Raw genomic sequence first — 26,361 nt, forward strand, 5'->3', positions numbered from 1 at the left:
GACCTGCACCGTCATGCGATGGGTCAGGTCGCCGCCGGCCATGGCCTGGAGGCCCTGACCCAAGGCCGTGATGGCCACGCGGTCTTCTTCGGCCGTGCGGGCCTTCTCGGCCTCGACGCGGGCGCGCTCGTCCTCGGTCGCCTGACGCTGCGCCACAGCCTCGGCTTCAAGGCGAGCGTTGGCGATGGCGGCGTCCTTGAAGGCCACGACCGCCGAGGCCATCTGGCCGACCTCGTCCTTGCGGCCCACGGCCGGGACGATGATCGAGGTGTCGCCGCCGGCCAGGCGACGCATGGCCGAGGTCATCGACAGCAGGGGCTTGCCGAGCAGGTTGGTCAGCAGGAAGGCCATGGCCGCCGAGATGATCAGGGCCAGGACCACGCCGCCGATCAGCACCATGCGCACCGACTTGGCGACCGAGTCCTGGATCTCGCCATAGACGCGGCTCTGCTGCGCCTTCTCGTCGACCAGGGTCTCCAGGGCGTCTTCGGCCGGGCTGATATACTTGTCCGCCGAGCCTTCACGGCCGACCATGGCCAGGGCCTCGGCGTAGGTCGCCGGCTGGGCCACCAGGACGCGGCCGGCCTCGACGACGTTCTTGGCCCAGTCGTCGGCGGCGGCGCGGGCGGCGCGGACTTCATCCTCGCTGGTGCGATCCAGTTGCGCGATCCGGTCCAGGCTCTTGTCGAAGTTCTCGCGGTGCGCGGTCAGGCGCTCCAGATAGTAGCCGTCCCGCGACAGCAGGAAGCCGCGATAGCTGCTTTCCTGACGCGCCAGATAGAACTTGGCGGCCTCCGCCTCGCGCTGCACGGCCGACGCGCGAACGCGGTCCATGCGCGCGTTTTCCAGCGCGCTGATCTGCATGAACACGGTCGCGCCCATGGCGACGATGGCCAGGATGACGACCGCGAAGGCCGCCATCAGTTTTCTTTCGATCTTCAGATCGCTCAACATGTTCATTGGTCTTTCCCCCGGAACTTTCTGTTCAATCGGCTCAGAGCGCGAACGTCAGCGCGCCCACCAGGCGGCCGTCGTAGTTCTCGCCCAAGGCGTGGCTGTCGGTGTCGTACCAGCGCACATCCAGCGCCAGCTTCTCGGTCAGCTTGTGCTTCACGCCGACGTTCCAGGCCGCGTATTCCGCGCCGCCGTCCGCCGTGCGGTCCGCGATCGCCGCAGAGGCCTTGGTCTTGGGTCCGACGGAAACCGTGCCCTGCAGCTCGACCCACCAGGCTTCCTTGGTCGCGGCGAAACCATCGGGCGTATAGTTGACGCGCAGGCGCGTATTGACCGGCCCCAGCTTGCGCGAGGCGTCGGCCTGATATTCCCAGAAGTTGGCGTCCACGCCGGCGCGGGTGCCGGGCAGGTCGCGGTTCACCACCGAAAGATCGAACTTGAAGCCGGCGGCGTCGGGGCGCCAGCCGATGGCGCTGACGATCTCGGCGTCGGAACCTTGCGACAGCTTGGCGGTCGAAGCGAAGACGTTGGCGTAGAAATCTCCGCCGGAGACTTCGACCGTGCCGTTGACGCTGGGGTCGCCGGCGCTCTTGCCCAGGCCCTTGCCGACATACTCACTGGCGACGCCGACCTGAACGCTGAAGTCGGGAGTGGCGATAGCGTGCGCCTGCGCGGCGCTGGAAACACCCAGGGCGACGGCGATGCCGGCGACCATGGGGACGATGGCCGCGCCGTTCTGGCGCTGAGCGGTACTCTGTTGGACGAGCATTTCTACCTCGGTGACTGTGAGGTCTGTTTCGCCGAACAAACGTAGATTTTTGTAAATCACGGGCTACGTAGAAACCCGCATCGGCAGAATTGCCGACAAATGCGGACCTTAAGATCAAGGCTTCGTCGCTCGACACCGTGGCCAAGTGATCATCGTTAATGGCGAGAAACCATCTTTGCAGTAATTGCCATTTTTTTGCCCCTATACAAAAGCGTGACATCAATTAAGACTTAAGCGTGGCCGCAGATCCTCATGGTTAACACCGGATTTGCGAAACGCGTGACCTGTGTATAGAAGGCGCGCGTCGGCGAGAGTCTGTAGATTGTTCTTCAGCAGCTTCCCCGTTCAACCATCAGAAGCGTGAGGAGACGTCCCATTCAATCGGCGATGGATAGCATCCTGTCTCTTGCCGGCGCCGTATCGCGTCGCCGCTGGAGCGGAATACTGCTGGCGATCGTCGCTGTGGCTGGGGCTCTGGGGCTGAGAACCCTGCTGGAAGGTCTGGGTCAGTTCTACTATCTGCCGATGATCCCGGCCGTGATGATCACGGCCCTGCTGGCGCATCGGACCGCCACGGCCCTGGCCGTCGCCCTGTCCGTAGCGGTCAACCTGACGCTGGTGCCGCGCGAGAGTTTGACGGATGCGGCGACGAACGCCCTGCTGTTCGCCGCGGTGTCCTGGATCCTGGCCGAGGTCTGCTGGGCCATGCGCGACGTCCAGAGCCGCGCGCGCGATCTGTCCCGTCAGTTGGCGGCCAAGGACGCCATGTTGAACACCGCCCTCGCCTTCGTGCCGGTGGTGACGCTGGACACCCGGGGCGCAGTACAGAACCTCAATCCCGCCGCCGCCGCCCTGTTCGATCTGCCGGAAGCCTCGGCCCAGGGGCGACAGTTCGCCTTGATGGCCCCCGGCTTCGACGTGACGGCCATCCTCGCCGCCGGCGCGCCGGGCGGCGCGCTGGAGGCCCGGGACGGTCACTGGACCGGATTGCGCCCCGACGGCGCCAGCTTTCCCCTGAGCATCCAGTACGGCCTGGCGCCCGACGCCGACGGCCGGCCCCATATCGCTCTGTGCCTGACGGATCTCAGCCGCTGGCACGCCGCCGACGCCCAGGCGCGCGAACTGCACGCCCAGTTGAACAAGGTCTGGCGCCTCAACTCCCTGGGCGAGATGGCCGCCACCCTGGCCCATGAACTGAACCAGCCGCTCAGCGCCGCAGCCACCTATCTGCACGCCAGTCAGGTCGACATGGAAAAGGCCGGCGTCCTGGGCGACAGCGCCTTGCGCACCGTGGAGCTGGCCAAGGGACAACTGCTGCGCGCCGGCAAGATCATCCGTCGCATGCGGGAACTGCTGTCGCTGGAAGCCCGCAAGCTGGACAGCGAGCGCGCCTCCTCCATGGTCGAGGACCTGGGGCCGATCCTGACCATGATCGGCTCCAGCAAGGGGGTCGCCATCCGCCTGGACGTCGCCGCCGGCGAGGATCAGGTGCAGGCCGAACGCATCCAGTTCCAGCAGGCCATGGTCAACCTGACCCGGAACGCCGTGGAGGCCGTCGGCGACCTCGCGGCGCCCGAGGTCGTCATCGTCGGCCGCCCGGTTTCAGACACCCACTATCGCATCAGCGTCGAGGACAACGGCCCCGGCATCCCCGACGACCAGATCGAACGCATCTTCCAGCCGCTGACCACCACCAAGTCCGGCGGCATGGGCCTGGGCCTGTCCGTCACCCGCACCATCGTCGAAAGCCACGGCGGTCGACTGCAAGTCTCGAGAAGCGCGCTGGGGGGCGCCGCCTTCTCCTTCACCCTCAATCGCGAAACGAGCGTCGAGAACGCATGAGCCTCCATTCCGTCTTCATCATCGACGACGACGCCGCCGTACGCGACTCTCTCCTGATGTTGCTGCGCGGCGAGGGAATTCGCGCGCGGGGCTTCTCCAGCGCCATCGATTTCTTCAACGCCCTGCCCGACGACGCCACCGCCTGCGTCATCACCGACGTGCGCATGCCGGACATGGAGGGCGACGAAGTCGTCCGCCGCCTGGCCCAGCTGCGTGGCGACGCCTGGCCCGTCATCGTCATCACCGGCCACGCCGATGTGCCCATGGCGGTGCAGATGATGAAGGCCGGCATCGTCGATTTCATCGAAAAGCCCTTCGATCCGCGTCGCCTGATCGAGACCGTGCGCGGCTGCCTGGCCCGGCTGAACCATGTCGGTCACGAGCAGGCCGCCCGTGTCGCCGCCGAGCAGCGCCTGACCCGCCTGACCCCGCGCGAGCGTCAGGTCTTCGACGCCCTGATCCATGGCCATTCGAACAAGGCCATCGCCCTGGACCTGGACATCAGCCCGCGCACCGTCGAGGTCTTCCGCGCCAAGGTCATGGCCAAGATGGAGGCCGACAGCCTGTCCTCCCTGGTCCGCATGGGGCTGACGCTCGGCTAGGCGTTTCGCCGTCTTGCAGCCGCCGGCTTTGCGGCGCGTTATGACGGCTCCTCTCGCATCAGGAGCCGCTTCATGTCCGATCCCGCCCGCCTGCTTCGCCATCAGGCCTATATCGACGGCCGCTGGATCGACGCCGACGACGGCGCCACCTTCGAGGTGACGGACCCGGCGACCGGCGAGGTTCTGGCGACGGCGCCGGACATGGGCGCCGCCGAGACCCGCCGCGCCATCGCCGCCGCCGAAGCCTCCATGAAGCCCTGGGCCGCAAAGACCGCCGGCGAACGGGCGCGAATTCTGCGTCGCTGGTTCGATCTGATGATGTCGGAACAGGAGGCCCTGGGTCGCCTGCTGACCCGCGAGCAGGGCAAGAGCCTGACCGAGGCCAAGGGCGAGATCGCCTACGCCGCCAGCTTCATCGAATGGTTCGCCGAGGAGGGAAAGCGGACCTATGGCGAGGTCATTCCCACCCATGACGCCGGCAAGCGGCTGATCACCCTGCGACAGCCGGTCGGGGTGGTCGGGGCCATCACGCCGTGGAACTTCCCGGCCGCCATGATCACCCGCAAGGTCGGCCCGGCGCTGGCGGCGGGCTGCGCCGTGGTGCTGAAACCGGCCAGCCAGACGCCGCTGTCGGCCCTGGCCCTGGCGGTCCTGGCCGAGGAGGCGGGCCTGCCGCCTGGCCTGTTCAACGTAGTCACCGGCTCGGCCTCGGCCATCGGCGGCGAACTGACGTCCAACCCGACCGTGCGCAAGATCAGCTTCACCGGCTCGACCCAGATCGGCCGCCTGCTGATGCAGCAGTCGGCGGACACCATAAAGAAGATGAGCCTGGAGCTGGGCGGCAACGCCCCCTTCCTGGTCTTCGACGACGCCGACATCGATGCGGCGGTGGCCGGCGCCGTGGCCTCCAAGTTCAGGAACAGCGGCCAGACTTGCGTCTGCACCAACCGCTTCTACGTCCAGTCGTCGGTGCATGATGAGTTCGTCGCCAAGCTGGCCAGGGCGACGGCCGCCCTCAGGGTCGGCAATGGATTGGAAGACGGTGTGCAGATCGGCCCGCTGATCGACGCCAAGGCGGTCAAGAAGGTCGAGGAACATATCGCCGACGCCCGGGCCAAAGGGGCGACCGTGATAACCGGCGGCCAACGTCACGCTCTGGGCGGAACCTTCTTCCAGCCCACGGTCCTGTCGGGCGTCACGTCCGACATGATGATCTGCAAGGAGGAGACCTTCGGTCCCGTTGCGCCGGTGGTGCGCTTCGAAACGGAAGAAGAGGGCCTGGCCATGGCCAACGCCACCGAGGTCGGACTGGCCGGCTACTTCTATGCGCGCGACATGGGCAGGGTCTGGCGCGTGGCCGAGGCGATGGAGACCGGAATGATCGGCGTCAACACCGGCCTGATCTCCACCGAGGTCGCACCCTTCGGCGGGATCAAGCAATCCGGCCTGGGTCGCGAGGGCTCGCGCCACGGCATCGAGGACTACCTCGAGCTGAAATACGTCTGCATGGGTCTGTAAGGACCCGAAGCCGTCAGTCCTCGGAGGGCTCTGCGTCTTCTTCTGTCAGGCCGGCGGCCTTGGCGGCCTTCTTGGCGGCCTTGGCCGCCGCCTTGGCTTCGGCCTTCTTGGCCTCGGCGCGCTCGCGCTCCTGCCGTTCGAAACTGTAGTTGGGCTTACGGGCCATTGATGTCCTCTCGCGCCGGGTCGCCAGACGGCGACGTCAAACCTTCATGTGGCCCCTGTGACGCTCCACGACAACACGGAAACGCCCGTCGGTCCAAGTTTCACGTCCCGCGCGGCTAACAGACGCCGCCGTTCGACCAAAGTCGCTCTCTGCAAATCCGCCGCCCTGCTGTCAGTCTCATCCTCGACGATCCGGCACAGGATCGCGAGGAAACGGTCGCGCCACGCGACCATAAAGGAAGGGACTGCCCATGACCGACCGCACCGCAGGTGCGGCGGAGGGCGCGGAACACACGGTCGACAAGAACGACCGGCTCGTGATTCTGGCGTCGTCCGTCGGCACCGTCATCGAATGGTACGACTTCTATCTCTACGGCTCGCTGGCCGCGATCATCACCGTCCAGTTCTTCTCGGGCGTGAACGAGACCACCGGCTACATCTTCGCCCTGATGGCCTTCGCTGCGGGCTTTGCGGTCCGACCCTTCGGCGCCATCGTCTTCGGGCGCCTGGGCGACCTGTGGGGACGCAAGAACACCTTCCTCGTCACCATGCTGCTGATGGGTCTGTCGACCTTCGTGGTCGGCCTGCTGCCGCCCTATGCGGCCATCGGCATCGCCGCGCCGATCATCCTGGTGCTGATGCGCCTGATCCAGGGCCTGGCCCTGGGCGGTGAATACGGCGGCGCCGCCACCTACGTCGCCGAGCACGCCCCGCACGGCAAGCGCGGCTTCTACACCTCCTTCATCCAGATCACGGCCACGGCGGGTCTGGTGCTCAGCCTGGTCGTCATCCTGGGCGTCCGCTTCGCCGTAGGCGAGGAGGCCTTCGCTGCATGGGGCTGGCGCATTCCCTTCCTGGTCTCGATCCTGCTGCTCGGCGTCTCCCTGTGGATCCGCCTGAAGCTGGCCGAGAGCCCCTCGTTCAAGCGCATGAAGGCTGAAGGCAAGGGCTCTACGACGCCCCTGAAGGACAGCTTCATGAAGTGGCCGAACCTGAAGCTGGTCCTGATCGCCCTGGTCGGTCTGACCGCCGGTCAGGCGGTCATCTGGTACACGGGCCAGTTCTACGCCCTCTTCTTCCTGGAGCGGGTGCTGCGGGTCGACGCCACCCTGGTCTATGTCCTGCTGGCCATCGCCCTGCTGCTGGCCTCGCCCTTCTTCATCTTCTGGGGCTGGCTGTCGGACAAGGTGGGGCGCAAGCCGATCATCCTGGCCGGCTGCCTGCTGGCGGCGATCACCTACTTCCCGCTGTTCAACGCCCTGACCGAAGCCGCCAACCCGCGTCTGGCGGCGGCGGCCGCTTCGGCCCCCGTCACGGTCTACGCCGACCCGGCCGACTGCCATCTGCAGTTCGATCCCGTGGGCAAGACCGTGTTCAACCACTCCTGCGACGTGGCCAAGGCCTATCTGGCCAAGGCCGGCGTGACCTACACCAATGTCGCGGCCCCCGCCGGGACCGTGGCCGAGGTCCGCATCGGCGATCAGGCGGTCGTCCCCAGCTTCCGCGGCGACGCCATGACCACCGCCGACTTCGCCGCCCAGAAGAAGACTTGGGAAGCGGGCCTGGGCGAGGCCCTGACCACCGCCGGCTATCCCGCCAAGGCCGACAGCGCCCTGGTCAACAAGCCGATGGTGGTGCTGATCCTCTTCATCCTCGGCTTCTACGTGACCATGGTCTACGGGCCGATCGCGGCGGCTCTGGTCGAGATGTTCCCGACCAAGATCCGCTACACCTCGATGTCCCTGCCCTATCACATCGGCAACGGCTGGTTCGGCGGCTTCCTGCCGACCACGGCCTTCGCCATGGTCGCGGCCACGGGCAACATCTACTACGGCCTCTGGTATCCGATCGTGGTGGCGCTCGCGACCGTCGTGCTCGGCTTCCTGCTGGTCAAGGAAGGCAAGGACGTCGATCTGAACGCCTGATCCAGAAAGTTCGCCAACCTGCGGGGGCGGTCCGGTTCACCGGGTCGCCCCCTTTTCTTTTCCCTTGTTCCACGGCGCCGCTCGGTCCCACATGTCGGTCATGTTCAGCCTCGCGACCCTGGCCCTGACGGCCGCCTATATGGCCACGCTCTTCGCGGTGGCCTGGTGGTACGAACGGCCGTCGATCAAGACGCGCGGCGGGGCGCTGGGGCCGTCGCTCTATGCCCTGTCGCTGGCCATCTACTGCACCTCCTGGACCTACTACGGAGCAGTGGGGACGGCGGCGCGGTCGGCGTGGGAATACCTGCCCATCTATATCGGCCCGGCGCTCGGGGTGACGGTCCTGTTTCCGCTGTGGAAGCGGATCGCGGCGGCGGCCCGGCGCGAGAACGTCGGCTCGATGGCCGACTTCATCTCCTCGCGCTATGGCAAGAGCCCGGCGCTCGGCGCGGCGGTGGCGGCCGTCGCGATCCTTGGCTCCCTGCCCTACATCGCCCTGCAGCTGAAATCCCTGTCGATGGCCGGCGAGATGCTGACCGAAGGCACGCCGGTCGCCGGGTCCGAGAGCCTGACGGTGCTGGTCATGGCCGGGGTGCTGGCCGGTTTCGCCATCCTGTTCGGCGCCCGGCGGCCGGACCTGACCGAACACAACCGCGGCCTGATCCAGGCCATCGGCATCGAGTCCATCGTCAAGCTGGCGGCCCTGCTGGCCGTGGCCGTCTTCGCCCTGATCCTTCTGACGCGCGCCCCGGCCTCGGCGGACGTCGCGGCCAGCCTCGGCGATCTGGCGCACTGGCCCGACCTGGACGGGCGCTTCTGGGCCATCGTCCTGGTGGCGACCCTGGCCATCTTCTGCCTGCCGCGTCAGTTCCACGTCGCCTTCGTCGAGGGCGGCGATCCGGCCCAGGTGAAGCGCGCCCGCTGGATCTTTCCCCTCTATCTGATGCTGACCAGCCTGGCGGTCCTGCCCCTGGTGGCGGCGGGCGGTCTGTTTGCGCCTCACGTCAATCCCGACCTGCTGGTGCTGGCCCTGCCGCTCAACGCCGGTCATTCGGCCCTGACGGCCATCGTCTTCGTGGGCGGTTTCTCGGCGGCCACCGCCATGGTCATCGTCGAGGCCGTGGCCCTGTCGGCCATGGTGTCCAACAACCTGATCCTGCCCCTGCTGGCGTCCGAGCGACGGCGGCGGGGCGAACGCGCCGGCGATATGGCGCGCGCCATTCTGAACATCCGCCGCGTGGCCATCGTCGCCCTGCTGCTGATGGCCTGGGTCTATTACCAGGCCATGGATCAGTCGCGCGGTCTGGCCGCCATGGGGCTGGTCTCCTTCGCGGCCCTGGCCCAGCTGGCGCCCTCCCTGTTCGGCGCGGTGCTGTGGCGCGGCGGACGGGCGCGCGGGGCGCTGGCGGGGCTGGCCGTGGGCATGACGGTCTGGCTGGTCATGCTGGTCGCGCCGCAACTGGCGCCCGGCTTCGGCCTGAACGTCCCGGCCATGATCGGTCTGGCCGATCCCTTCGCCGCAGGGGTCTTCCTCAGCCTGGGGCTGAACCTCGGCGTCTTCGTCCTGGTGTCGAAGCTGGGCCGCCCGCGCCTGATCGACCGGGTCCAGGCCCGCGCCTTCGTCGACCGGCTGGGACCGGACTGGATGGAGGGGCGCGGCGGCTCGGCCGGGGCCTCGGTCGGCGACCTGAAGGCCCTGGTCGCCCGCTTCATCGGCGACGAGCGGGCCGAGCGCGCCTTCGCCGCCTGGGCCCGCGAAACGGATCGCAAGCTGCGCGACGCCGACCCGGCCGACGCCGGGCTGGCCCGCGCCGCCGAGCGGATGCTGGCGGGCGCCGTCGGGGCCGCCTCGGCCCGACGCGTCATCGCCGCCGCCCTGGCCGCCGGCGGCCGCGCGCCCGAGGACGTGGTGCGGATGCTGGACGAGGCCTCGCAGGCGGTCCAGTTCAACCGCGACCTGCTGCAGACCACGCTGGACAACATCGACCAGGGCGTCAGCGTGGTGGACGAGGACCTGCGTCTGACCGCCTGGAACCGGCGCTATGTCGAGATGTTCGACCTGCCCGTCGGCTTCGTCCACGTCGGCCTGCCCATCGCCGCCGTCTATCGCCTGAACGCCGAGCGGGGCGAGACCGACGCCGACGCCGGCGACATCGAAGCCTGGATCGAACGGCGCCTCGAAGCCCTGTCGCGCCGCATTCCGCACGACCACGAGCGCGAGCAGCCCGACGGTCGCATCCTGCGTTCCTCTGGCGCCCCCATCCCGGGCGGCGGCTACGCCACAAGCTATACCGACATCACCGCCCTGCGCCGGGCCGCCCGCGAGTTGAAAGAGGCCAACGAAAGGCTGGAGGCCCGCGTCGCCGACCGCACCGAACGGCTGGAGGAGGCCCGCCGTCTGGCCGAGGACGCCACGGCCTCCAAGACCCGCTTCCTCGCCGCCGCCAGTCACGACCTGTTGCAGCCCCTGCACGCCGCGCGCCTGTTCATCGCCGCGCTGCAGGAGGAACCGTCCCTGGCGCCGGGGTCCGCCGGGCGCGGCCTGGCCACCAACGCCGACCGCTCGATCGACAGCGCCCACCGCCTGCTGACCGCCCTGCTCAATCTGTCGAAGCTTGAGGCGGGCGGGGTGCAGCCCGCCGTGGCCCCCCTGTCGCTGGACGCCCTGTTCGCCGAGCTGCGCCGCGAGTTCGCCCCCATGGCCCGCGCCAAGGGGCTGAGGCTGACGGTCGCGCCGTCGGGCCTGTGGGTCGCCTCCGACCACGACCTGCTGCGCTCCATGCTGCAGAACCTGACCGCCAACGCCATCCGCTACACTGACCACGGTCGGGTTCTGGTCGGCGCCCGACGCGACGGCGAGACGGTGCAGATGCTGGTCTGCGACACCGGGCGCGGGATACCCGACGATGATCACCAGAGCGTCTTCGGCGAGTTCGTGCGCCTGCCCGGCGCGCCGGTGGACGAGCCCGGTGCAGGCTTGGGTCTGGCCATCGTGCAGAAGCTGTCTGACCTACTGCGCCATCCGCTGTCCATGGCGTCGCGGGTCGGACGCGGGACCACCTTCCGCGTCAGCGCGCCGCGCGCCGCTCCCCAGACGGTTTCGGTCGCCCCGGTCGACGGCGACGCCCGACTGCCGCTGGCGGGCCTGCGGGTCCTGTGCGTGGACAACGAGCCCGCCATCCTCGACGCCCTGACCGCTCTCTTGAGCCGCTGGGGCGCGCAGACGACGACGGCGCGGTCGGTCCCCGACGGGATCGCGGCTCAGGGACCGTTCGACGCTGCGCTGGTGGATCTGCATCTGGGCGACGGGGCGGACGGACTGACGGTGGTGGACGCCCTGCGGGCGCGCGGTCTGCGCCGCATCGGCCTGGTCACCGCGGACACGCGCGAGGGCCTGAAGGAGACCGCGACGGCGGCTGGCGCCATCCTGCTGCCCAAGCCGGTCAAACCGGCGGCGCTGAAGGCGTTTCTGTCGAGTTAGTCTCTTCCCTCTCCCCTTGTGGGAGGAGGGATTCAGAGATCGATCGACTGCGCCAGAATCACCGCCTGCGTCCGGTTGTGCACCCCCAGCTTGCGGAAGACGCTGGTCAGGTGGGCCTTGATCGTGGCCTCGGTGACGCCGAGGTCGAAGGCGATCTGCTTGTTCAGCCGGCCGGCGCGCAGGCCTTCGAGGATGCGCAGCTGCGACGGGGTCAGGCTGGCGATGCGGGCTTCCAGGTCGCCTTCCTCGGCCCCCGGCTCGCCCACGTCGGGGGCCCAGCTGTCGCCGGACAGGATGGCGGCTATGGCCTCGACCATGACCGGCAGGGCGGCGGACTTGGGGATGAAGCCAGCGGCGCCCAGGGTCAGGGCGCGGCGCACGGTTGGCGGCTCCTCGCTGGCCGAGACCACGGCCACCGGCACCGCCGGGTGGTCGGCGCGGATGCGGGTCAGCCCCCCCATGCCATCGCTGTCCGACAGTTTCAGGTCGAGCAGCAGCAGATCGGTCGCGCCCTCGCCCAGCGCAGCCAGAACCTCGGCCAGACTGGCGCATTCCGCAATCACGGCGCCGGGCGCGGCCTTTTCAACGGCCGATCTCAGCGCCGCCCGAAACAGAGGGTGGTCGTCGGCGACGACGATGCGATCCATGAAAATCCTTCCCGCGCGCGGTTCTTTTTCGGGTCGAGGCCGCGCTGTGACGACACCATGCCGCGCCTCGACTTTGGTCGAAACTAGACCAATGGCTAATGGCCGCATACCGCCCCCGCGCGGAATGCTGGCCGCTCAAGGTTCGCATCAGACGCACCCGGGAGGAAGATGACATGGGAAGATACCGCCTGCTCGGCGGCGCCGCTGCGGCTGCGCTGTTGTTCGCCCCCGGCGCCGTTCTGGCGCAGGACGCCAATGCGGCGCTCGAGGCCCGCATCGCCCAGCTCGAAGCCGAACTGAACAGCCTGAAATCCGAGGTCGCGGCCGCCCGTAGCCAGCAGACGGCTCAGTCCCAGGCCATGGCCCAGGACATCATCCGACTGGAGACCCGGCCGGCCGCGGCCTCGCCCGCGCCGACGCCGGTGTCGACCGCGACGCGTGAAGAGGGCTTCCGCATCGGCGACCACACGGTCAAGTTCGGCGGCTTCATCAAGGCCGACGCCATGGTCTCCAGCTATTCCGACGGCGACCCGGCCAACGGCGACCTGCTGCGCGACTACCACGTGCCCGGCTCGATCCCGGTCGGCGGGGCCAGCGAGGACACGGCCACCGACTTCAACGCCCGCCAGACCCGCTTCTGGCTGACCACCGACGGTCTGGTCGGCGGCCGCAAGATCGGCACCCGGCTGGAGATGGACTTCGAGAGCCTGCCCGGCGCCGGCGATCAGCGCGTCACCAGCGCCTCCAACCTGGCCCTGCGCCGCGCCTTCGTCACCATCGACAACTGGCTGATCGGCCAGGAGTGGACCAACTTCCAGAACACCGCCGTCCTGCCGGAATCGGCGGACTTCGTCGGCGCCGCCGAAGGCACGGTCTTCGCCCGCCAGGTGCAGGTCCGCTATACGCGCGGCCCCTTCTCCATCGCCGTCGAGAATCCCGAAACCACGGTGACGCCGTTCGGCGGCGGCGCCAGGATCATCGCCGACGACAACAGCCTGCCCGACCTGACGGCGCGCTACGCCCTCAGCCGCCCCTGGGGCGATGTTCAGTTCGCCGGCCTGCTGCGTCAGCTGAAGTATCAGAACCCGGCCACCAACATCGACGGCACGGCGACCGGCTGGGGCCTGTCCGCCTCGGCCAAGATCAAGGTCGGGGCGCAGGACGACCTGCGCTTCATGCTCTCGGGCGGCGAAGGCGTGGGCCGATACCTAGGGCTGAACTTCTCCAACGACGCCGTCGTGGACGCCTCGGGCGAACTGGACGCCATTGGGGTGATCGCAGGCTTCGCCGCCTACCGCCACGTCTGGACGCCGGGCTGGCGCTCCAGCCTGATCTGGTCGGCGCAGAAGGTGGACAACGACGTCCTGCTGACCGGAACGGGCGCCAACCGCTCGGCCCAGAGCCTGCACGCCAACCTGATCTGGTCGCCGGTCACGGCGTTTGATCTCGGCGCCGAACTGATGTTCGCTGACCGCAAGCTGGAGTCCGGGCTCGACGGCGACATGACCCGTCTGATCCTGTTCGCCAAATACGGCTTCTAAGAGCAAGAAACTGGAGGAAAGCGCGCGTGTCTGATCCGGAACTCTATCCCGTCTCCGCCGACCTGGCCGCTCGCGCCCACATGGACCGCGCCGGCTATGACGCGGCCCGGATCGCGGCGCGTGACACCCCAGACTCCTATTGGGGCGAGCAGGCCAGACGCCTCGACTGGATGACCTTCCCGTCGAAGATCAAGGACGTCAGCTTCGACAAGGCCGACTTCCGCATCCGCTGGTTCGAGGACGGGGTGCTCAACGTCTCGGCCAACTGCATCGACCGCCACCTGCCGCATCGCGAAAACGATGTCGCCATCATCTGGGAAGGCGACGAGCCGACCGACAGCGAGCACGTCACCTACGGCCAGTTGCATGAGCGCGTCTGCCGCATGGCCAATGTGCTCAAGGCCAACGGCGTCCGCAAAGGCGACCGCGTCACCATCTATCTGCCGATGATCCCCGAGGCCGCCTACGCCATGCTGGCCTGCGCCCGCATCGGAGCGGTCCACTCGGTCATCTTCGGCGGCTTCTCGCCCGACAGCATCGCCGGGCGCATCGAGGACTGCGGCTCGACCTTCGTCATCACCGCCGACGAGGGCTGCCGTGGCGGCAAGAAGGTTCCGCTGAAGGCTAATGTCGATAAGGCCCTGGAGAAGGTCTCGGGCGTCGACGGCGTCCTGCTGATCCGCCACACCGGCGCGGACGTGGGCTTCGTCGAAGGCCGCGATCGCGACTATGAGACCGAGGCCGCCAAGGTCACGACCCATTGCCACCCGGAGCCGATGCAGGCCGAAGACCCGCTCTTCATCCTCTACACCTCGGGCTCGACCGGAAAGCCCAAGGGCGTGCTGCACACCACGGGCGGCTATCTGTTCTGGGCCAGCTACACCCACGAACTGGTCTTCGATTACCGCCCCGGCGAGGTCTTCTGGTGCACCGCCGACGTGGGCTGGGTGACCGGCCACTCCTATGGCGTCTACGGCCCCCTGGCCAACGGGGCCACGACCCTGTTGTTCGAGGGCGTGCCCAACTATCCGACCGTCAGCCGTTTCTGGCAGGTCATAGACAAGCACAAGGTCGAGATCTTCTACACCGCCCCCACCGCCCTGCGCTCGCTGATGCGCGAAGGCGACGCCCCGGTGAGGGCGACCAGCCGCCAGTCCCTGCGCCTGCTGGGCACGGTCGGCGAGCCGATCAACCCCGAGGCCTGGCGCTGGTATCATGAGGTGGTGGGCGACAGCCGCCTGCCCATCGTCGACACCTGGTGGCAGACGGAAACCGGCGGCGTCCTGATCTCGCCCCTGCCCGGCGCCACCGACCTCAAGCCCGGCTCGGCGACGAAGCCCCTGCCCGGCGTCGAGCTGCAGATCGTGGATGCGGAAGGCGGCGTGCTGGACGGCGCGACCGAGGGTAACCTTTGCATCACCGACAGCTGGCCGGGCCAGATGCGCACGGTCTATGGCGATCACCAGCGCTTCTTCGACACCTATTTCTCGACCTATCCGGGCAAGTATTTCACCGGCGACGGCTGCCGTCGCGACGCCGACGGCTACTACTGGATCACCGGCCGGGTCGATGACGTCATCAACGTCTCGGGTCACCGCATGGGCACGGCCGAGGTCGAAAGCGCCCTGGTCCTGCACGACGACGTGGCCGAGGCCGCCGTCGTCGGCTTCCCCCACGACATCAAGGGTCAGGGCATCTACGCCTACGTCACCCTGAACAAGGGGGTCGAGGCCACCGACGACCTGCGCAAGGCCCTGGTCGCCCAGGTGCGCGAGGAGATCGGCCCCATCGCCGCCCCTGACGTGATCCAGTGGGCGCCGGGCCTGCCCAAGACCCGCTCGGGCAAGATCATGCGGCGCATCCTCCGCAAGATCGCCGAGAACGAGATCGGCGCCCTGGGCGACACCTCGACCCTGGCCGACCCTTCGGTCGTCGACGACCTGGTGAAGAACCGGGCCGCCTGACGACCCCACCGCCTCTCCCCGGAGCAAGCGGCCGGCGTTCCTGAAGAGGGCGTCGGCCGTTTCGTGTTGGAGACCGGGCCACAGCGGCGCTAGACAACCGGCGACAGCGAACAGGAGCAGACCATGAGCGGAACCGTCCTCATCACCGGCGCCACGGCGGGCATCGGCCAAGCCGCGGCGCGCCGCTTCGCCTCCGCCGGCTGGAAGATCATCGCCACCGGCCGCCGCGCCGAGCGTCTGGACGAACTGGTCGCCGAACTGGGCGCGGACGTGGTTCACCCCATCGCCTTCGACATCCGCGACGAGACCGCCATCGACGCCGCCCTGGACGCCCTGCCCGAGGGTTTCCGCGACATCGACGTCCTGATCAACAACGCCGGTCTGGCGCTGGGCACGGCCGCCGCTCAGGACGCCGATCTGGATCAGTGGCGTCAGATGATCGACACCAACATCACCGGTCTGGTCACCATTACCCGGCGCCTGCTTCCGCGCCTGATCGCGCGCAAGGGCGCCATCCTGAACATCAGCTCGGTCGCCGCCAGCTACCCCTACAAGGGCGGCAACGCCTATGGCGGCACCAAGGCCTTCGTGCGCCAGTTCTCGCTGGGCCTGCGGTCGGACCTGCACGGCACGGGGGTGCGCGTCACCTCCATCGAACCCGGCATGACCGAAACCGAATTCACCCTGGTCCGCACCAGCGGCGATCAGGCCGCCTCCGACGCCCTCTACGGCGGCGCCCAGCCCATGACCGGCGAAGACATCGCCGAGACCCTGTTCTGGGTCGCCAGCCTGCCTGCGCACCTGAACATCAACGCCCTGGAGCTGATGCCGGTCAGCCAGTCCTTCGCCGGCTTCCAGGTGGCGCGGGGCTGAACGCTTCAATCCTCCTCGCTTCACGGGGGAGGATCGCCCACGAGCTTCGCCGCTTCCGGGACGACGGCGAGAGGCCTAGAATGGCCTCATGGCTTCGCCCGCGACCGAAACCGAGCTGAAGTTCCGCCTCGGGCCGGGCGCGGTCGTGCGCCTGTCGGGGCACCCGGCGTTGCAGGGGCCACAGACCAGCCAGTCCCTGCGCTCGGTCTATTTCGACACCCCGGACGGCGTCCTGCGCGCCGCCGGGTGCAGCCTGCGGGTCCGCGCCACGCTGGGCGGCTTTGTCCAGACCCTGAAGCGCCAGTCCGCCCCCGGCCAGACCGCGCGCGACGAATGGGAGGTCCCTGTTCCCTCGGAGGCCCTGGAACTCGCCGCGCTCAAGTCCACGCCCGCGCACAAGCGGCTGAAGGGCCGCCGCCGCGACCTGTCGCCCCGCTTCGCCGCGACCGTGGTCCGCCGCATCCGTATGGTCGAACAGGACGGCGCCCGGATCGAGGTCGCCTTCGACGCCGGCGAACTGACGGCTGGGGACCGCCGCGACCCCATCTACGAACTGGAGCTGGAACTAAAATCCGGCCCGCCCGCCGCCCTGTTCGCCCTCGCCCGACGGCTGGCGCGCGACTTGGCCATCGTCCCGGTGTTCGAGAGCAAGTCCGAACGCGGCTGGCGTCTGGCTGAAGGCGAAAACCGCAGCCCGCGCCGTGCCGTCGCCATGCCCCTGTCGCCTGACGCCACGACCGGCGAGGCCTTCCGCCACATCGCCATGGCCTGTCTGGCCCAGGTCTCGGCCAACGCCGAACTGCTTCGGGTCGTGCGCCGCCCCGAGGCCGTGCACCAGATGCGCGTGGGCCTGCGCCGCCTGCGCGCCGCCATCGGCGTGTTCAAGCCCCTGCTGGCCGAGCCCGAGCGCCAAGGCGTCGAGACCGAACTGAAATGGCTCGCGCAGGAAGCCGACGCCGCCCGCGACCTGGACGTCTTCATCCGCGATGTCTTCCACCCAACCGCGCTGGAGGCCCCATCGCCGGGACTGGCGGCTCTGGGCCGTCATCTGCTGACCGCTCGAGGACGGGCCTATGACCGCGTCCTGGCGGCCATCGCCTCTCCCCGCTACGCCCTGCTGATGCTGGAGACGACCGCCTGGATCGAAACGGCGCCCCTGCCCGACGAGCCGGTCGCGCCCTTCGCGGCCGAGGCCCTCGACCGACTGCACCGTCAGGTCGAACATCGCGCGCGCGACCTGACCGAACTGGACGCGGACGCCCGCCACCATCTGCGCATCCGCGCCAAGCGCCTGCGCTACGCCGCCGAGTTCTTCGCCGACCTGTTTCCCGCCAGTCGGCGTCGCCCCCGCTATCTGAAGGCGCTGGAACGGCTGCAGGATACGCTCGGCGCGCTGAACGATCTGGCCGTGGCGCGCGACAAAATCCCCGGCGAAGCTGCTCTCGGCGACCCCGAAATCGCCTTCACCGCCGGGCGGGTCATTGGTCGGCGCGAACGCGACGAAGCCGCCCTGCTGACCGCCGCGATCAAGGCCTGCGGGCGTTTCCACGACACTAGGCCCTTCTGGACCGGGCGAAGATCACGTCAGAAACGGTCGTAGGTCTTATTTTGTTCTCGCTCGACAAATGAGAACATCTTGTGAACCAGAACAAACCATGCACATAGTCCGTCTAACAGAGGGAGCGGGTCCTGGCGGGTCTCTCCCAAAGCCCAGAATGGAATCATGGCAAGGGAGAGAAAACCAATGGCACAGGCGGCATTGAAGCTCGTGGGTAAAGAAGACGGTGAAAAGCAACGCGCTCTGGAGGCGGCGATCGCGCAGATCGACCGCGCCTTCGGCAAGGGCTCGGTGATGAAGCTCGGCAAGGCCGGGCAGGTGAATGAAATCGAGAGCGTCTCGACCGGCTCGCTGGGCCTGGACATGGCGCTCGGCATCGGCGGCCTGCCGGTCGGGCGGGTGATCGAGGTGTTCGGCCCGGAATCGTCCGGCAAGACGACCCTCGCCCTGCACACCGTGGCCGAGGTCCAGAAAAAGGGCGGCGTGGCCGCCTTCGTCGACGCCGAGCACGCGCTCGACCCGGTCTATGCTCAAAAGCTGGGCGTCAATCTGGACGACCTGCTGGTGTCGCAGCCCGACACGGGCGAACAGGCGCTGGAGATCGTCGACACCCTGGTGCGTTCGGGCGCCGTGGACATCGTGGTCATCGACTCGGTCGCCGCCCTGACCCCGCGCGCTGAAATCGAAGGCGAGATGGGCGACAGCCTGCCCGGCCTGCAGGCTCGTCTGATGTCGCAGGCCCTGCGCAAGCTGACGGCCTCGATCTCCAAGTCGAAGTGCATCGTCCTCTTCATCAACCAGATCCGCCACAAGATCGGCGTCATGTACGGCTCGCCGGAAACGACGACGGGCGGCAATGCGCTGAAGTTCTACGCCTCGGTCCGTCTCGACATCCGCCGCACCGGCGCGATCAAGAACCGCGACGAGGTCGTCGGCAACACCACCCGCGTCAAGGTGGTCAAGAACAAGGTCGCCCCGCCGTTCCGCGAGGTCATTTTCGACATCATGTACGGCGAGGGCATCTCCAAGATCGGCGAGATCATCGATCTGGGGGTCAAGGCCAACATCATCGAGAAGTCCGGCTCCTGGTTCTCCTACGACTCCACCCGCATCGGTCAGGGCCGCGAGAACGCCAAGGAGTTCCTCAAGAACAATCCCGACATGGCCCTCGCCATCGAGAAGGCCGTGCGTCAGTCCACGGCCAAGATCGCCGACGACATGCTGGGCGCGCCCGAACCCGATGAAGGTCAGGATATGGAGGGCTGATCCAGCCGCTCCGCTAGAGCTTCCGTCCGTCGTCCCGCGACCCGCCTACCGACCCCGCGGGGCCGGTCGGACGGAGCCGGCCCGCCCGAGCATCTCGGGCGGGCCTTTTTTTGTGCGAGGTACATACCTCTGACGTATCGACTTTCTAAAGAGGGCCACCAACCCGGCACTCGTGGCTAATCTCGGCCGTGTAATAAAGTGTTTGGTGCTGGAAGGTTTGCACCCACACACGGCCTTCAAATTCCCAGCAGATATCGTTGGAGTACCCCACGACCGTCGTTTTCGAAGCGTCGGAATAGTAGGTGTAGGAATACACATAGAGCGGCGGCCTGAACGCTGCGGCCGGTGATGCGGTCGCTGCCAACAAGATGCCAGCGACAGCCAACTTGGCTATGGTACGCATATCTGGTCTCCCTGAAATCAGGCCTGAAGATATTTTCAGGCACGTCAATATAACGACGATTCTCAGAATTCACATTACATCCCGCACCCACAGGTTGCGCCCAACAGGTAGCCTAAATGACCATCACCACCGCCGACCTCTGCGACGCCCATCCCGATGTGGTGAAGGTCTGCCACATCCCGTTCCGCAGTTTCGGCAAGGTCGGCGCCTTCCACGGCCCGATCCGCACTCTCAGCGTGCTGGACGACAACGCCCTGGTCCGCCAGACGCTGGAGCGGCCCGGTCAGGGCGCGGTTCTGGTGGTAAACGGCGGCGGCTCGCTGAAGCGCGCCCTGGTCGGCGACAATCTGGCCAGGCTGGCCATCGACAACGGCTGGGCCGGCCTCGTCGTCTTCGGCGCAATCCGCGACAGCGGCGTGATCGACACCATGGACGTTGGCATCAAGGCTGCGGGAACCATTCCCCTCCGCGCCGACCGCGACGCCATCGGCGAGATCGACATCCCCACCAGCTTCGGCAGCGTCATCTTCACCCCCGGTGACTGGCTCTACGCCGATGCGGACGGCCTCATCGTCGCGCCACGGCGGCTGCACGATTAGAGCCCGCCGGGCCGGAAAAGCGCGCGCCTGCGGCTCCGATCACGCGCCAGTGATGCGTTCGGCGCAAAATCCCTATATGACGCCCGTTCCGACATTCTCCCCGCGCGCCCGAATTCCTTAGAGCGATACGCCATGACCAGCCTGAAACAGATCCGCTCCACCTTCCTCGACTACTTCGCGGCCGACGGCCACGAGAAGGTGCAGTCGGCTCCGCTGGTGCCGCAGAACGACCCGACCCTGCTGTTCGTCAACGCAGGCATGGTGCCGTTCAAGGACTACTTCACCGGCGCCGCTACCCCGCCTTACAAGCGCGCCACCAGCTCGCAGAAATGCGTGCGCGCCGGCGGCAAGCACAACGATCTGGACAACGTCGGCTATACCGCGCGTCACCACACCTTCTTTGAAATGCTGGGCAACTTCTCGTTCGGCGACTACTTCAAGGACCACGCCATCGAGAGCGCCTGGGGCCTGCTGACCAAGGAGTTCGGTCTTGATCCCGCCCGCCTGCTGGTCACCGTCTATCACACCGACGACGAAGCCTTCGACATCTGGAAGAAGGTCACCGGCTTCGCCGACGAGAAGATCATCCGTATCCCCACCGCCGACAACTTCTGGGCCATGGGCGACAGCGGCCCGTGCGGCCCCTGCACCGAGATCTTCTACGACCACGGCGACCACATCTTCGGCGGCCCTCCGGGAAGCCCCGATGAGGACGGCGACCGCTTCGTGGAGATCTGGAACAACGTCTTCATGCAGTACGAGAAGGAGAACGATCAGATCGTTCGCGACCTTCCCAAGCCCAGCGTCGACACCGGCATGGGTCTCGAGCGCGTCGCCGCCGTCCTGCAAGGCGTCCACTCCAACTATGAAGTCGACCTGTTCAAGAGCCTGATCAACGCCTCTGAAGAACTGACCAGCACGAAGGCCGAGGGCGAACGCGCCCCGTCGCACCGCGTCATCGCCGACCACCTGCGTTCAACCGCCTTCCTGATCGCCGACGGCGTGACCCCTTCGAACGAAGGCCGGGGCTATGTTCTGCGCCGCATCATGCGTCGCGCCATGCGCCACGCCCACCTGCTGGGCGCGGCCGACCCGCTGATGCACCGCCTGGTGCCGACCCTGGTGCAGGAGATGGGCGAGGCCTATCCCGAGCTGGGCCGCGCCCAGGCCTTCATCGAGGACACGCTGAAGCAGGAAGAGATCCGCTTCCGCACCACGCTCGGCCGCGGCATGAACCTGTTCGATCAGGCGACCAGCGACTTCAAGGCCGGCGACATGCTGGACGGCCAGACGGCCTTCACCCTCTACGACACCTATGGCTTCCCGCTGGACCTGACGCAGGACGAGGCCCGCCGTCGCGGCTTCTCGGTCAATGTCGACGGCTTCGAAAGCGCCATGGAAGAGCAGCGCGCCCGGTCGCGCGAACACTGGACCGGCTCGGGCCAGACGGCCTCGGCCGGCGCCTGGCTGGCCCTTCGCGACCAGCACGGCGTGACCCAGTTCACCGGCTATGAGTCGGAAACCGGTGAAGGCCAGGTCGTCGCCATCCTCAAGGACGGCGCGGCGGTCGACGCCGCCGAGGCCGGCGACGTGGTCGAGGTGGTCCTGAACCAGACGCCCTTCTACGGCGAAGGCGGCGGTCAGGCCGGCGACAAGGGCGGCTTCGTCTGGGCCAACGGCGAAGGCCGGGTGCTGGACACCAAGAAGCATGCCGACCTCTTCGTTCACACGGTCCAGGTGGCCCAGGGCGCGGCCCTGACGGTCGGCGCCACGGTGACGGCCACGGTAGAGCCGGGCTCGCGTCCGACCACCCGCGCCAACCACTCGGCCGCCCACCTGCTGCACGCCGCACTGAAGAACGTGCTCGGCCCGCACGTCGCTCAGAAGGGCCAGATGGTCGACGCCGAGCGCATGCGCTTCGACTTCAGCCACAACGCCCCGCTGACCGAGGATGAACTGGCCCGCATCGAGGACGAGGTGAACGCGGTCATCCGCCAGAACATCCCGACCACGACCGAGCTGATGAACCCGGAAGCCGCCATCGAGGCCGGCGCCGTGGCCCTGTTCGGCGAGAAGTACGGCGACGAGGTCCGCGTCCTGACCCTCGGCCACGCCCTGTCCGGCGAGGGCGCCTATTCGGTCGAACTGTGCGGCGGCACCCACGTCCACCGCACCGGCGACATCGCCCTGTTCAAGATCGTGTCGGAAGGCGGCGTCGCCGCCGGCGTCCGCCGCATCGAGGCCCTGACCGGCGACGCGGCCCGCCGCTTCCTGCTGGATCAGGCCAACGTCGCCCGCCAACTGGCCCAAAGCTTCAAGATCCAGACCGCCGACGTCCCGGCCCGGGTCGAGGCCCTGAGCGCGGAACGCAAGGCGTTGGAGAAGCAGGTCGCCGACCTGAAGAAGCAACTGGCCCTGGGCGGCGGCGCAGGCGCCAACGCGGCTCCGGAAGCCATCAACGGCGTGACCCTGATCGCCCGCGTCCTCGACGGCGTGGACGGCAAGGGCCTGCGCGGCGTGGCCGAGGACTTCAAGAAGCAGATCGGCTCGGGCGTCGTCGCCCTGGTCGGCGTCGTCGACGGCAAGGCGGCCATCACGGTCGCCGCAACGCCGGACATGGCCGGCAAGGTGAACGCGGCCGACCTGGCCCGCGACGCCGTCATCGCCATGGGCGGCAAGGGGGCGGGCGGCAAGCCCGACTTCGCCCAGGGCGGCGCGCCTGACGGGTCCAAGGCCGAGGCCGGCCTGGAGGCTGTACGGGCTGCGCTGAAGGGCTGATCGCCCTTAGAGGCTGAAAGACGAAGGGCGGCGCATCGGATGCGCCGCCCTTTTTCTTTGGCTGATCCCCATAATCCGCTCATCCCCGCCTCCGCGGGGGTGAGCGGATATGAGCTATTCCGGCTTGGTCAGATCAATCCCCGCCAGCTTCCAGCCGAACAGGTTGCGGCGCTTCATCAGCAGGGAGACCTGCTCGTCCGGCTGATCATCGCGAGTCAGGGTGACAGCGAAGGTGTCGAGGTCGCGATACCCCCAGGACTGACGCACTCTCTTGCTTTCGGGCCTGGGGCCGACCTCGGGCTCGACCTTGGCCAGATCGGGCTTGGGCGCCTCGCCCTCCCTCACCATGGCCGAGATGGCCTGGGGCGTGACGAAGGCGTCCACCGCCCCGCCGACCAAGGTCGGGGCCAGCAGCATGCCCAGGCCCGACAGACCGCCCAGACGGTCATCCTTGCGCATCTCGGCCACCATGCGAGCGCTCAGCTCGTCTTTCAGGCTGGCGCGGAAGGCGGGAAAGTCGACCTGGCGTTCCAGCGCCTGTTCGTTGCCGCTCCTGGCCGCCTGCACCAGCGCGCGCGCCGCCAGCAGGGGCGAGGCGGCGTAGGCCAGGACGAAGACCGCCACGGCGGCGCCGCCCAGTCGAATGATCAGCTTCTGGTTCATCGGCCCTCCCCTGCCTTACGAACGCGACGGGTAAGCGACATGTGACGACACGACCTCGAAAACCCCCAACGACATTAAGGGCATGGTTCGAAGAGGGGCTCAAGGGTCGTTGACCCTTGGACACACGCACCGCCGTCATTCCGGGACGCGAAGCGGGTCGTGCGGGGTGGCTGCAAAGAGGGGGCTCAAACAAAAAAGGCCCGCCGGATCGCTCCGACGGGCCCATTCTTGTTGCGCTAACGCGCTTCGCTCTGCTTGAGCGTGTCAGGCCGCGTCGGGTCGAAAAGGCTGAGCCTTTTGACTGCGGCCCAACAAGAAGCCCTTAGCCGATGTTCGGCAGGGCCTTCTTCAGGTTCTCGGAGACCTTGTCCAGGAAGCCCTCGGTCGTCAGCCACGACTGTTGGTCGCCGACCAGCAGGGCCAGGTCCTTGGTCATGAAGCCCGACTCGACGGTTTCGACCACGACACGTTCCAGCGTCTCGGCAAACTCGAGCAGCGCACCGTTGTCATCCAACTTGGCGCGGTGCTTGAAGCCAGCCGACCAGGCGAAGATCGAAGCGATCGAGTTGGTCGAGGTGGCCTCGCCCTTCTGATGCTGGCGATAGTGGCGGGTCACGGTGCCGTGGGCGGCTTCGGTTTCCATGATCTTGCCGTCCGGCGTCATCAGGACCGAGGTCATCAGGCCCAGCGAGCCGAAGCCTTGCGCCACGATGTCCGACTGAACGTCGCCGTCGTAGTTCTTGCACGCCCAGACGAAACCACCCGACCACTTGATGGCGGCGGCCACCATGTCGTCGATCAGACGGTGTTCGTAGGTCAGGCCGCGAGCCTTGAACTCTTCGGCGTAGTCGGCGTCGAACACTTCCTGGAAGATGTCCTTGAAGCGGCCGTCATAGGCTTTCAGGATGGTGTTCTTGGTCGACAGATAGACCGGGTAGTTACGGGCCAGTCCGTAGCTGAACGAGGCGTGGGCGAAGTCGCGGATCGACGAGTCGAGGTTGTACATGCCCATGGCCACACCGGCCGACGGCGCCTTGAAGACTTCGTGCTCGATCACTTCGCCGTCTTCACCGACGAACTTGATCGACAGCGTCCCCTTGCCCGGGAACAGGAAGTCGGTGGCCTTGTACTGGTCGCCGAAGGCGTGACGGCCGACGACGATCGGCTGAGTCCAGCCCGGCACCAGACGCGGCACGTTCGAGCAGATGATCGGCTCGCGGAAGACCACGCCGCCCAGGATGTTGCGGATGGTGCCGTTCGGCGACTTCCACATCTTCTTCAGGCCGAATTCGGCCACGCGAGCTTCGTCCGGGGTGATGGTGGCGCACTTGACGCCGACGCCATGCTTCTGGATGGCGTGAGCCGCGTCGATGGTGATCTGGTCGTCCGTGGCGTCACGGCTCTCCATGCCCAGATCGTAGTAGTCCAGCTCCAGATCAAGGTAAGGGAAGACCAGCTTGTCCTTGATCCACTGCCAGATGATCCGGGTCATTTCGTCGCCGTCGATGTCCACGATGGGATTGGCGACCTTGATCTTGGCCATGCTCTGCCTCTGTCTCTTAATCAGGGAAGGAATATCGTGCGGGCGGTATAGCGAGACGCGCGCGCGGGCGCAAAGGTTGAGCGGCCTGAACCGCCTCCCCGCGTGAAAAGGCCGGAACGCGGCTTGAACCCTGCGCCGGCCTGGCCGTTCATGTCGGCCCCGCTTCGCCCCACGAGGACGCCTTGCATGATGCTCCGCAGCCTGTTGCTGACCGCCTCCGCCGCCCTGGCTGTGGGAGCCTGTGACGAGAGGAGCTCCGGCGACAGCGCCGCGCCCGAGACCGCATCCGCAACCTCGCCAGCCTACAGCGCCGATGCGGCGACGCCTGTCCGGCCCGAGACGCGCAAGTTCCGCGACTGGCTGGCGATCTGCGACAACGGCAACGCCTGCTCGGCCTTCGGTCCAGCGGCAAACAGCGGCGGCTGGATTCGCGTGACGCTCGACGCTGGCCCTGATGCCAGGCCCCAGGTTCACGCCGGCCTGGTCGATCGCGCGGCCGGGCCTGAAGGCTTGACCCTCAGCGTGGACGGCCAGCGGTTCGCGCTGACGATGGAGAGCGACAGCGTCGGGCGCATTCAGGACCCGACGCCGCGCCTGATCGATGCTCTGGCCAAGGGTCGCCGCCTCAGCCTTGGCGACGACGTCGCGCTGTCGCCGTCGGGCGCGGCGGCCGCCCTCCTGTGGATCGACGAACGGCAGGGGCGCCTCGGCACGGCTGGCGCCCTGGTGCGGCGTGGCGCGACGCCGGCCTCGAGCGTCCCCGCTGCCCCCGCCCTGCCCCGCGTCGTCTCCGCGCCCGCCGTCGCCCAGACCAACCTGCCGTCACGAACCCTGCCCGCCGCATTCGAAGCGCGGGCGGACGTCAAACAGTGCCGCGCCGACACCGCCTACAGCCCGACCTTCCAGAGCAATGTCACCGTCGATCGCCTTGCTGCGGATCAGGAGTTGTGGGGCGTGCCCTGCTTCTCAGGCGCCTATAATTTCGGGCTGCGCTATTTCGTGACGGAGCCGAATGGGGCGAACCCGCAACCCGTTCGCTTTCCGACATCGCGCGAGCCCGCCGACGAGGTGGTCAACGGCGAGTACGATCCGACCAGCCGCACCCTGACCGCCTTCAACAAGGGACGCGGCGTCGGCGATTGCGGCATCGCTTCCGTCTGGGCCTGGACAGGCCGTGACTTCGCCCTCGTCTCGGAAAGCGAGATGCGCGAATGCTGGGGCGTCCCCGCCGACCTGTGGCCGAGCACCTGGCGCAGCCGCTGACATGAAA

General features: G+C 67.6%; 20 protein-coding genes. 13 read left to right on the forward strand and 7 right to left on the reverse strand.

Going from position 1 to position 26,361, the window contains the following annotated elements; genetic code table 11:
* Positions 1-960 (reverse strand): HAMP domain-containing protein (locus B4A39_RS15925; protein WP_292037580.1); only part of this gene is annotated, 960 nt, incomplete at its 3' end.
* 34 nt (positions 961-994) lie between these two features.
* The gene (locus B4A39_RS15930; protein WP_292037586.1) at positions 995-1,723 is read right to left on the reverse strand and encodes a TorF family putative porin; all 729 of its coding nucleotides are present in this window, start codon (positions 1,721-1,723) and stop codon (positions 995-997) included.
* Positions 1,724-2,110: 387 nt separating this feature from the next.
* Between B4A39_RS15930 and B4A39_RS15935 the strand changes: the two genes are divergently transcribed.
* The 3 genes from B4A39_RS15935 to B4A39_RS15945 all read left to right on the forward strand — a co-directional run bounded on the left by B4A39_RS15935 (position 2,111) and on the right by B4A39_RS15945 (position 5,685).
* A complete protein-coding gene (locus B4A39_RS15935) occupies positions 2,111-3,565 on the forward strand; it encodes a sensor histidine kinase (protein ID WP_292037589.1) in 1,455 nt (484 codons plus the stop codon).
* Complete coding sequence (fixJ, locus tag B4A39_RS15940; protein ID WP_292037607.1) at positions 3,562-4,167, forward strand: response regulator FixJ; 606 nt, start codon at positions 3,562-3,564, stop codon at positions 4,165-4,167. Before B4A39_RS15935 ends, fixJ begins: the two co-directional genes overlap by 4 nt.
* 72 nt (positions 4,168-4,239) lie before the next feature.
* Positions 4,240-5,685 carry an NAD-dependent succinate-semialdehyde dehydrogenase gene (locus tag B4A39_RS15945; protein WP_292037615.1) on the forward strand — a complete coding sequence of 482 codons (1,446 nt, stop codon included), beginning with the start codon at positions 4,240-4,242 and terminating at the stop codon, positions 5,683-5,685.
* Positions 5,686-5,698: 13 nt separating this feature from the next.
* On the opposite strand, the gene B4A39_RS15950 is transcribed toward B4A39_RS15945, so the two are convergent.
* The gene (locus B4A39_RS15950; RefSeq protein ID WP_199183607.1) at positions 5,699-5,851 is read right to left on the reverse strand and encodes a hypothetical protein; all 153 of its coding nucleotides are present in this window, start codon (positions 5,849-5,851) and stop codon (positions 5,699-5,701) included.
* Positions 5,852-6,101: 250 nt separating this feature from the next.
* On the opposite strand from B4A39_RS15950, the gene B4A39_RS15955 reads away from it, so the two are divergent.
* On the forward strand, positions 6,102-7,775 hold the full coding sequence (locus B4A39_RS15955) for an MFS transporter (RefSeq protein ID WP_292037626.1): 1,674 nt from the start codon (positions 6,102-6,104) through the stop codon (positions 7,773-7,775).
* Positions 7,776-7,875: 100 nt separating this feature from the next.
* Positions 7,876-11,256, forward strand: a complete 3,381-nt coding sequence (locus B4A39_RS15960) for a hybrid sensor histidine kinase/response regulator (RefSeq protein WP_292037629.1) — start codon at positions 7,876-7,878, stop codon at positions 11,254-11,256.
* Between the two features lie 32 nt (positions 11,257-11,288).
* Here the strand turns inward: B4A39_RS15960 and B4A39_RS15965 are convergent, their stop codons facing one another.
* Entirely contained in the window at positions 11,289-11,903 is a 615-nt protein-coding gene (locus B4A39_RS15965) for a response regulator transcription factor (RefSeq protein ID WP_292037633.1), read from the reverse strand.
* Positions 11,904-12,076: 173 nt separating this feature from the next.
* Between B4A39_RS15965 and B4A39_RS15970 the strand changes: the two genes are divergently transcribed.
* The 5 genes from B4A39_RS15970 (at position 12,077) to recA (ending at position 19,105) form a co-directional block, all read left to right on the forward strand.
* On the forward strand, positions 12,077-13,444 hold the full coding sequence (locus B4A39_RS15970) for a DcaP family trimeric outer membrane transporter (RefSeq protein ID WP_292037637.1): 1,368 nt from the start codon (positions 12,077-12,079) through the stop codon (positions 13,442-13,444).
* Positions 13,432-15,408, forward strand: coding sequence for an acetate--CoA ligase (acs, locus tag B4A39_RS15975; protein ID WP_409449585.1), 1,977 nt, complete (start codon positions 13,432-13,434; stop codon positions 15,406-15,408). The genes B4A39_RS15970 and acs overlap by 13 nt, the downstream gene beginning before the upstream one ends.
* A 123-nt stretch (positions 15,409-15,531) precedes the next feature.
* The gene (locus B4A39_RS15980) at positions 15,532-16,281 is read left to right on the forward strand and encodes an SDR family NAD(P)-dependent oxidoreductase (RefSeq protein ID WP_292037645.1); all 750 of its coding nucleotides are present in this window, start codon (positions 15,532-15,534) and stop codon (positions 16,279-16,281) included.
* An 88-nt stretch (positions 16,282-16,369) separates the two neighbouring features.
* On the forward strand, positions 16,370-17,881 hold the full coding sequence (locus B4A39_RS15985) for a CYTH and CHAD domain-containing protein (RefSeq protein WP_292037651.1): 1,512 nt from the start codon (positions 16,370-16,372) through the stop codon (positions 17,879-17,881).
* A gap of 144 nt (positions 17,882-18,025) precedes the next feature.
* Complete coding sequence (gene recA / locus B4A39_RS15990) at positions 18,026-19,105, forward strand: recombinase RecA (RefSeq protein ID WP_292037659.1); 1,080 nt, start codon at positions 18,026-18,028, stop codon at positions 19,103-19,105.
* Between the two features lie 145 nt (positions 19,106-19,250).
* Here the strand turns inward: recA and B4A39_RS15995 are convergent, their stop codons facing one another.
* A complete protein-coding gene (locus tag B4A39_RS15995) occupies positions 19,251-19,508 on the reverse strand; it encodes a hypothetical protein (protein ID WP_292037661.1) in 258 nt (85 codons plus the stop codon).
* Between the two features lie 116 nt (positions 19,509-19,624).
* Between B4A39_RS15995 and rraA the strand changes: the two genes are divergently transcribed.
* Positions 19,625-20,107, forward strand: coding sequence for a ribonuclease E activity regulator RraA (gene rraA / locus B4A39_RS16000; protein WP_292037665.1), 483 nt, complete (start codon positions 19,625-19,627; stop codon positions 20,105-20,107).
* A gap of 132 nt (positions 20,108-20,239) precedes the next feature.
* On the forward strand, positions 20,240-22,885 hold the full coding sequence (gene alaS, locus B4A39_RS16005) for an alanine--tRNA ligase (protein ID WP_292037671.1): 2,646 nt from the start codon (positions 20,240-20,242) through the stop codon (positions 22,883-22,885).
* Between the two features lie 114 nt (positions 22,886-22,999).
* Here the strand turns inward: alaS and B4A39_RS16010 are convergent, their stop codons facing one another.
* Positions 23,000-23,548 carry a DUF2939 domain-containing protein gene (locus B4A39_RS16010; RefSeq protein WP_292037678.1) on the reverse strand — a complete coding sequence of 183 codons (549 nt, stop codon included), beginning with the start codon at positions 23,546-23,548 and terminating at the stop codon, positions 23,000-23,002.
* Between the two features lie 322 nt (positions 23,549-23,870).
* Complete coding sequence (locus B4A39_RS16015; RefSeq protein WP_292037684.1) at positions 23,871-25,091, reverse strand: NADP-dependent isocitrate dehydrogenase; 1,221 nt, start codon at positions 25,089-25,091, stop codon at positions 23,871-23,873.
* A 186-nt stretch (positions 25,092-25,277) separates the two neighbouring features.
* On the opposite strand from B4A39_RS16015, the gene B4A39_RS16020 reads away from it, so the two are divergent.
* A complete protein-coding gene (locus B4A39_RS16020) occupies positions 25,278-26,354 on the forward strand; it encodes a DUF1176 domain-containing protein (protein WP_292037691.1) in 1,077 nt (358 codons plus the stop codon).
* Positions 26,355-26,361 lie beyond the last annotated feature (7 nt).

The sequence above is a fragment of the Brevundimonas sp. UBA4553 genome (genome assembly GCF_002387245.1).
In the GTDB taxonomy this organism is placed as follows: Bacteria; Pseudomonadota; Alphaproteobacteria; order Caulobacterales; family Caulobacteraceae; genus Brevundimonas.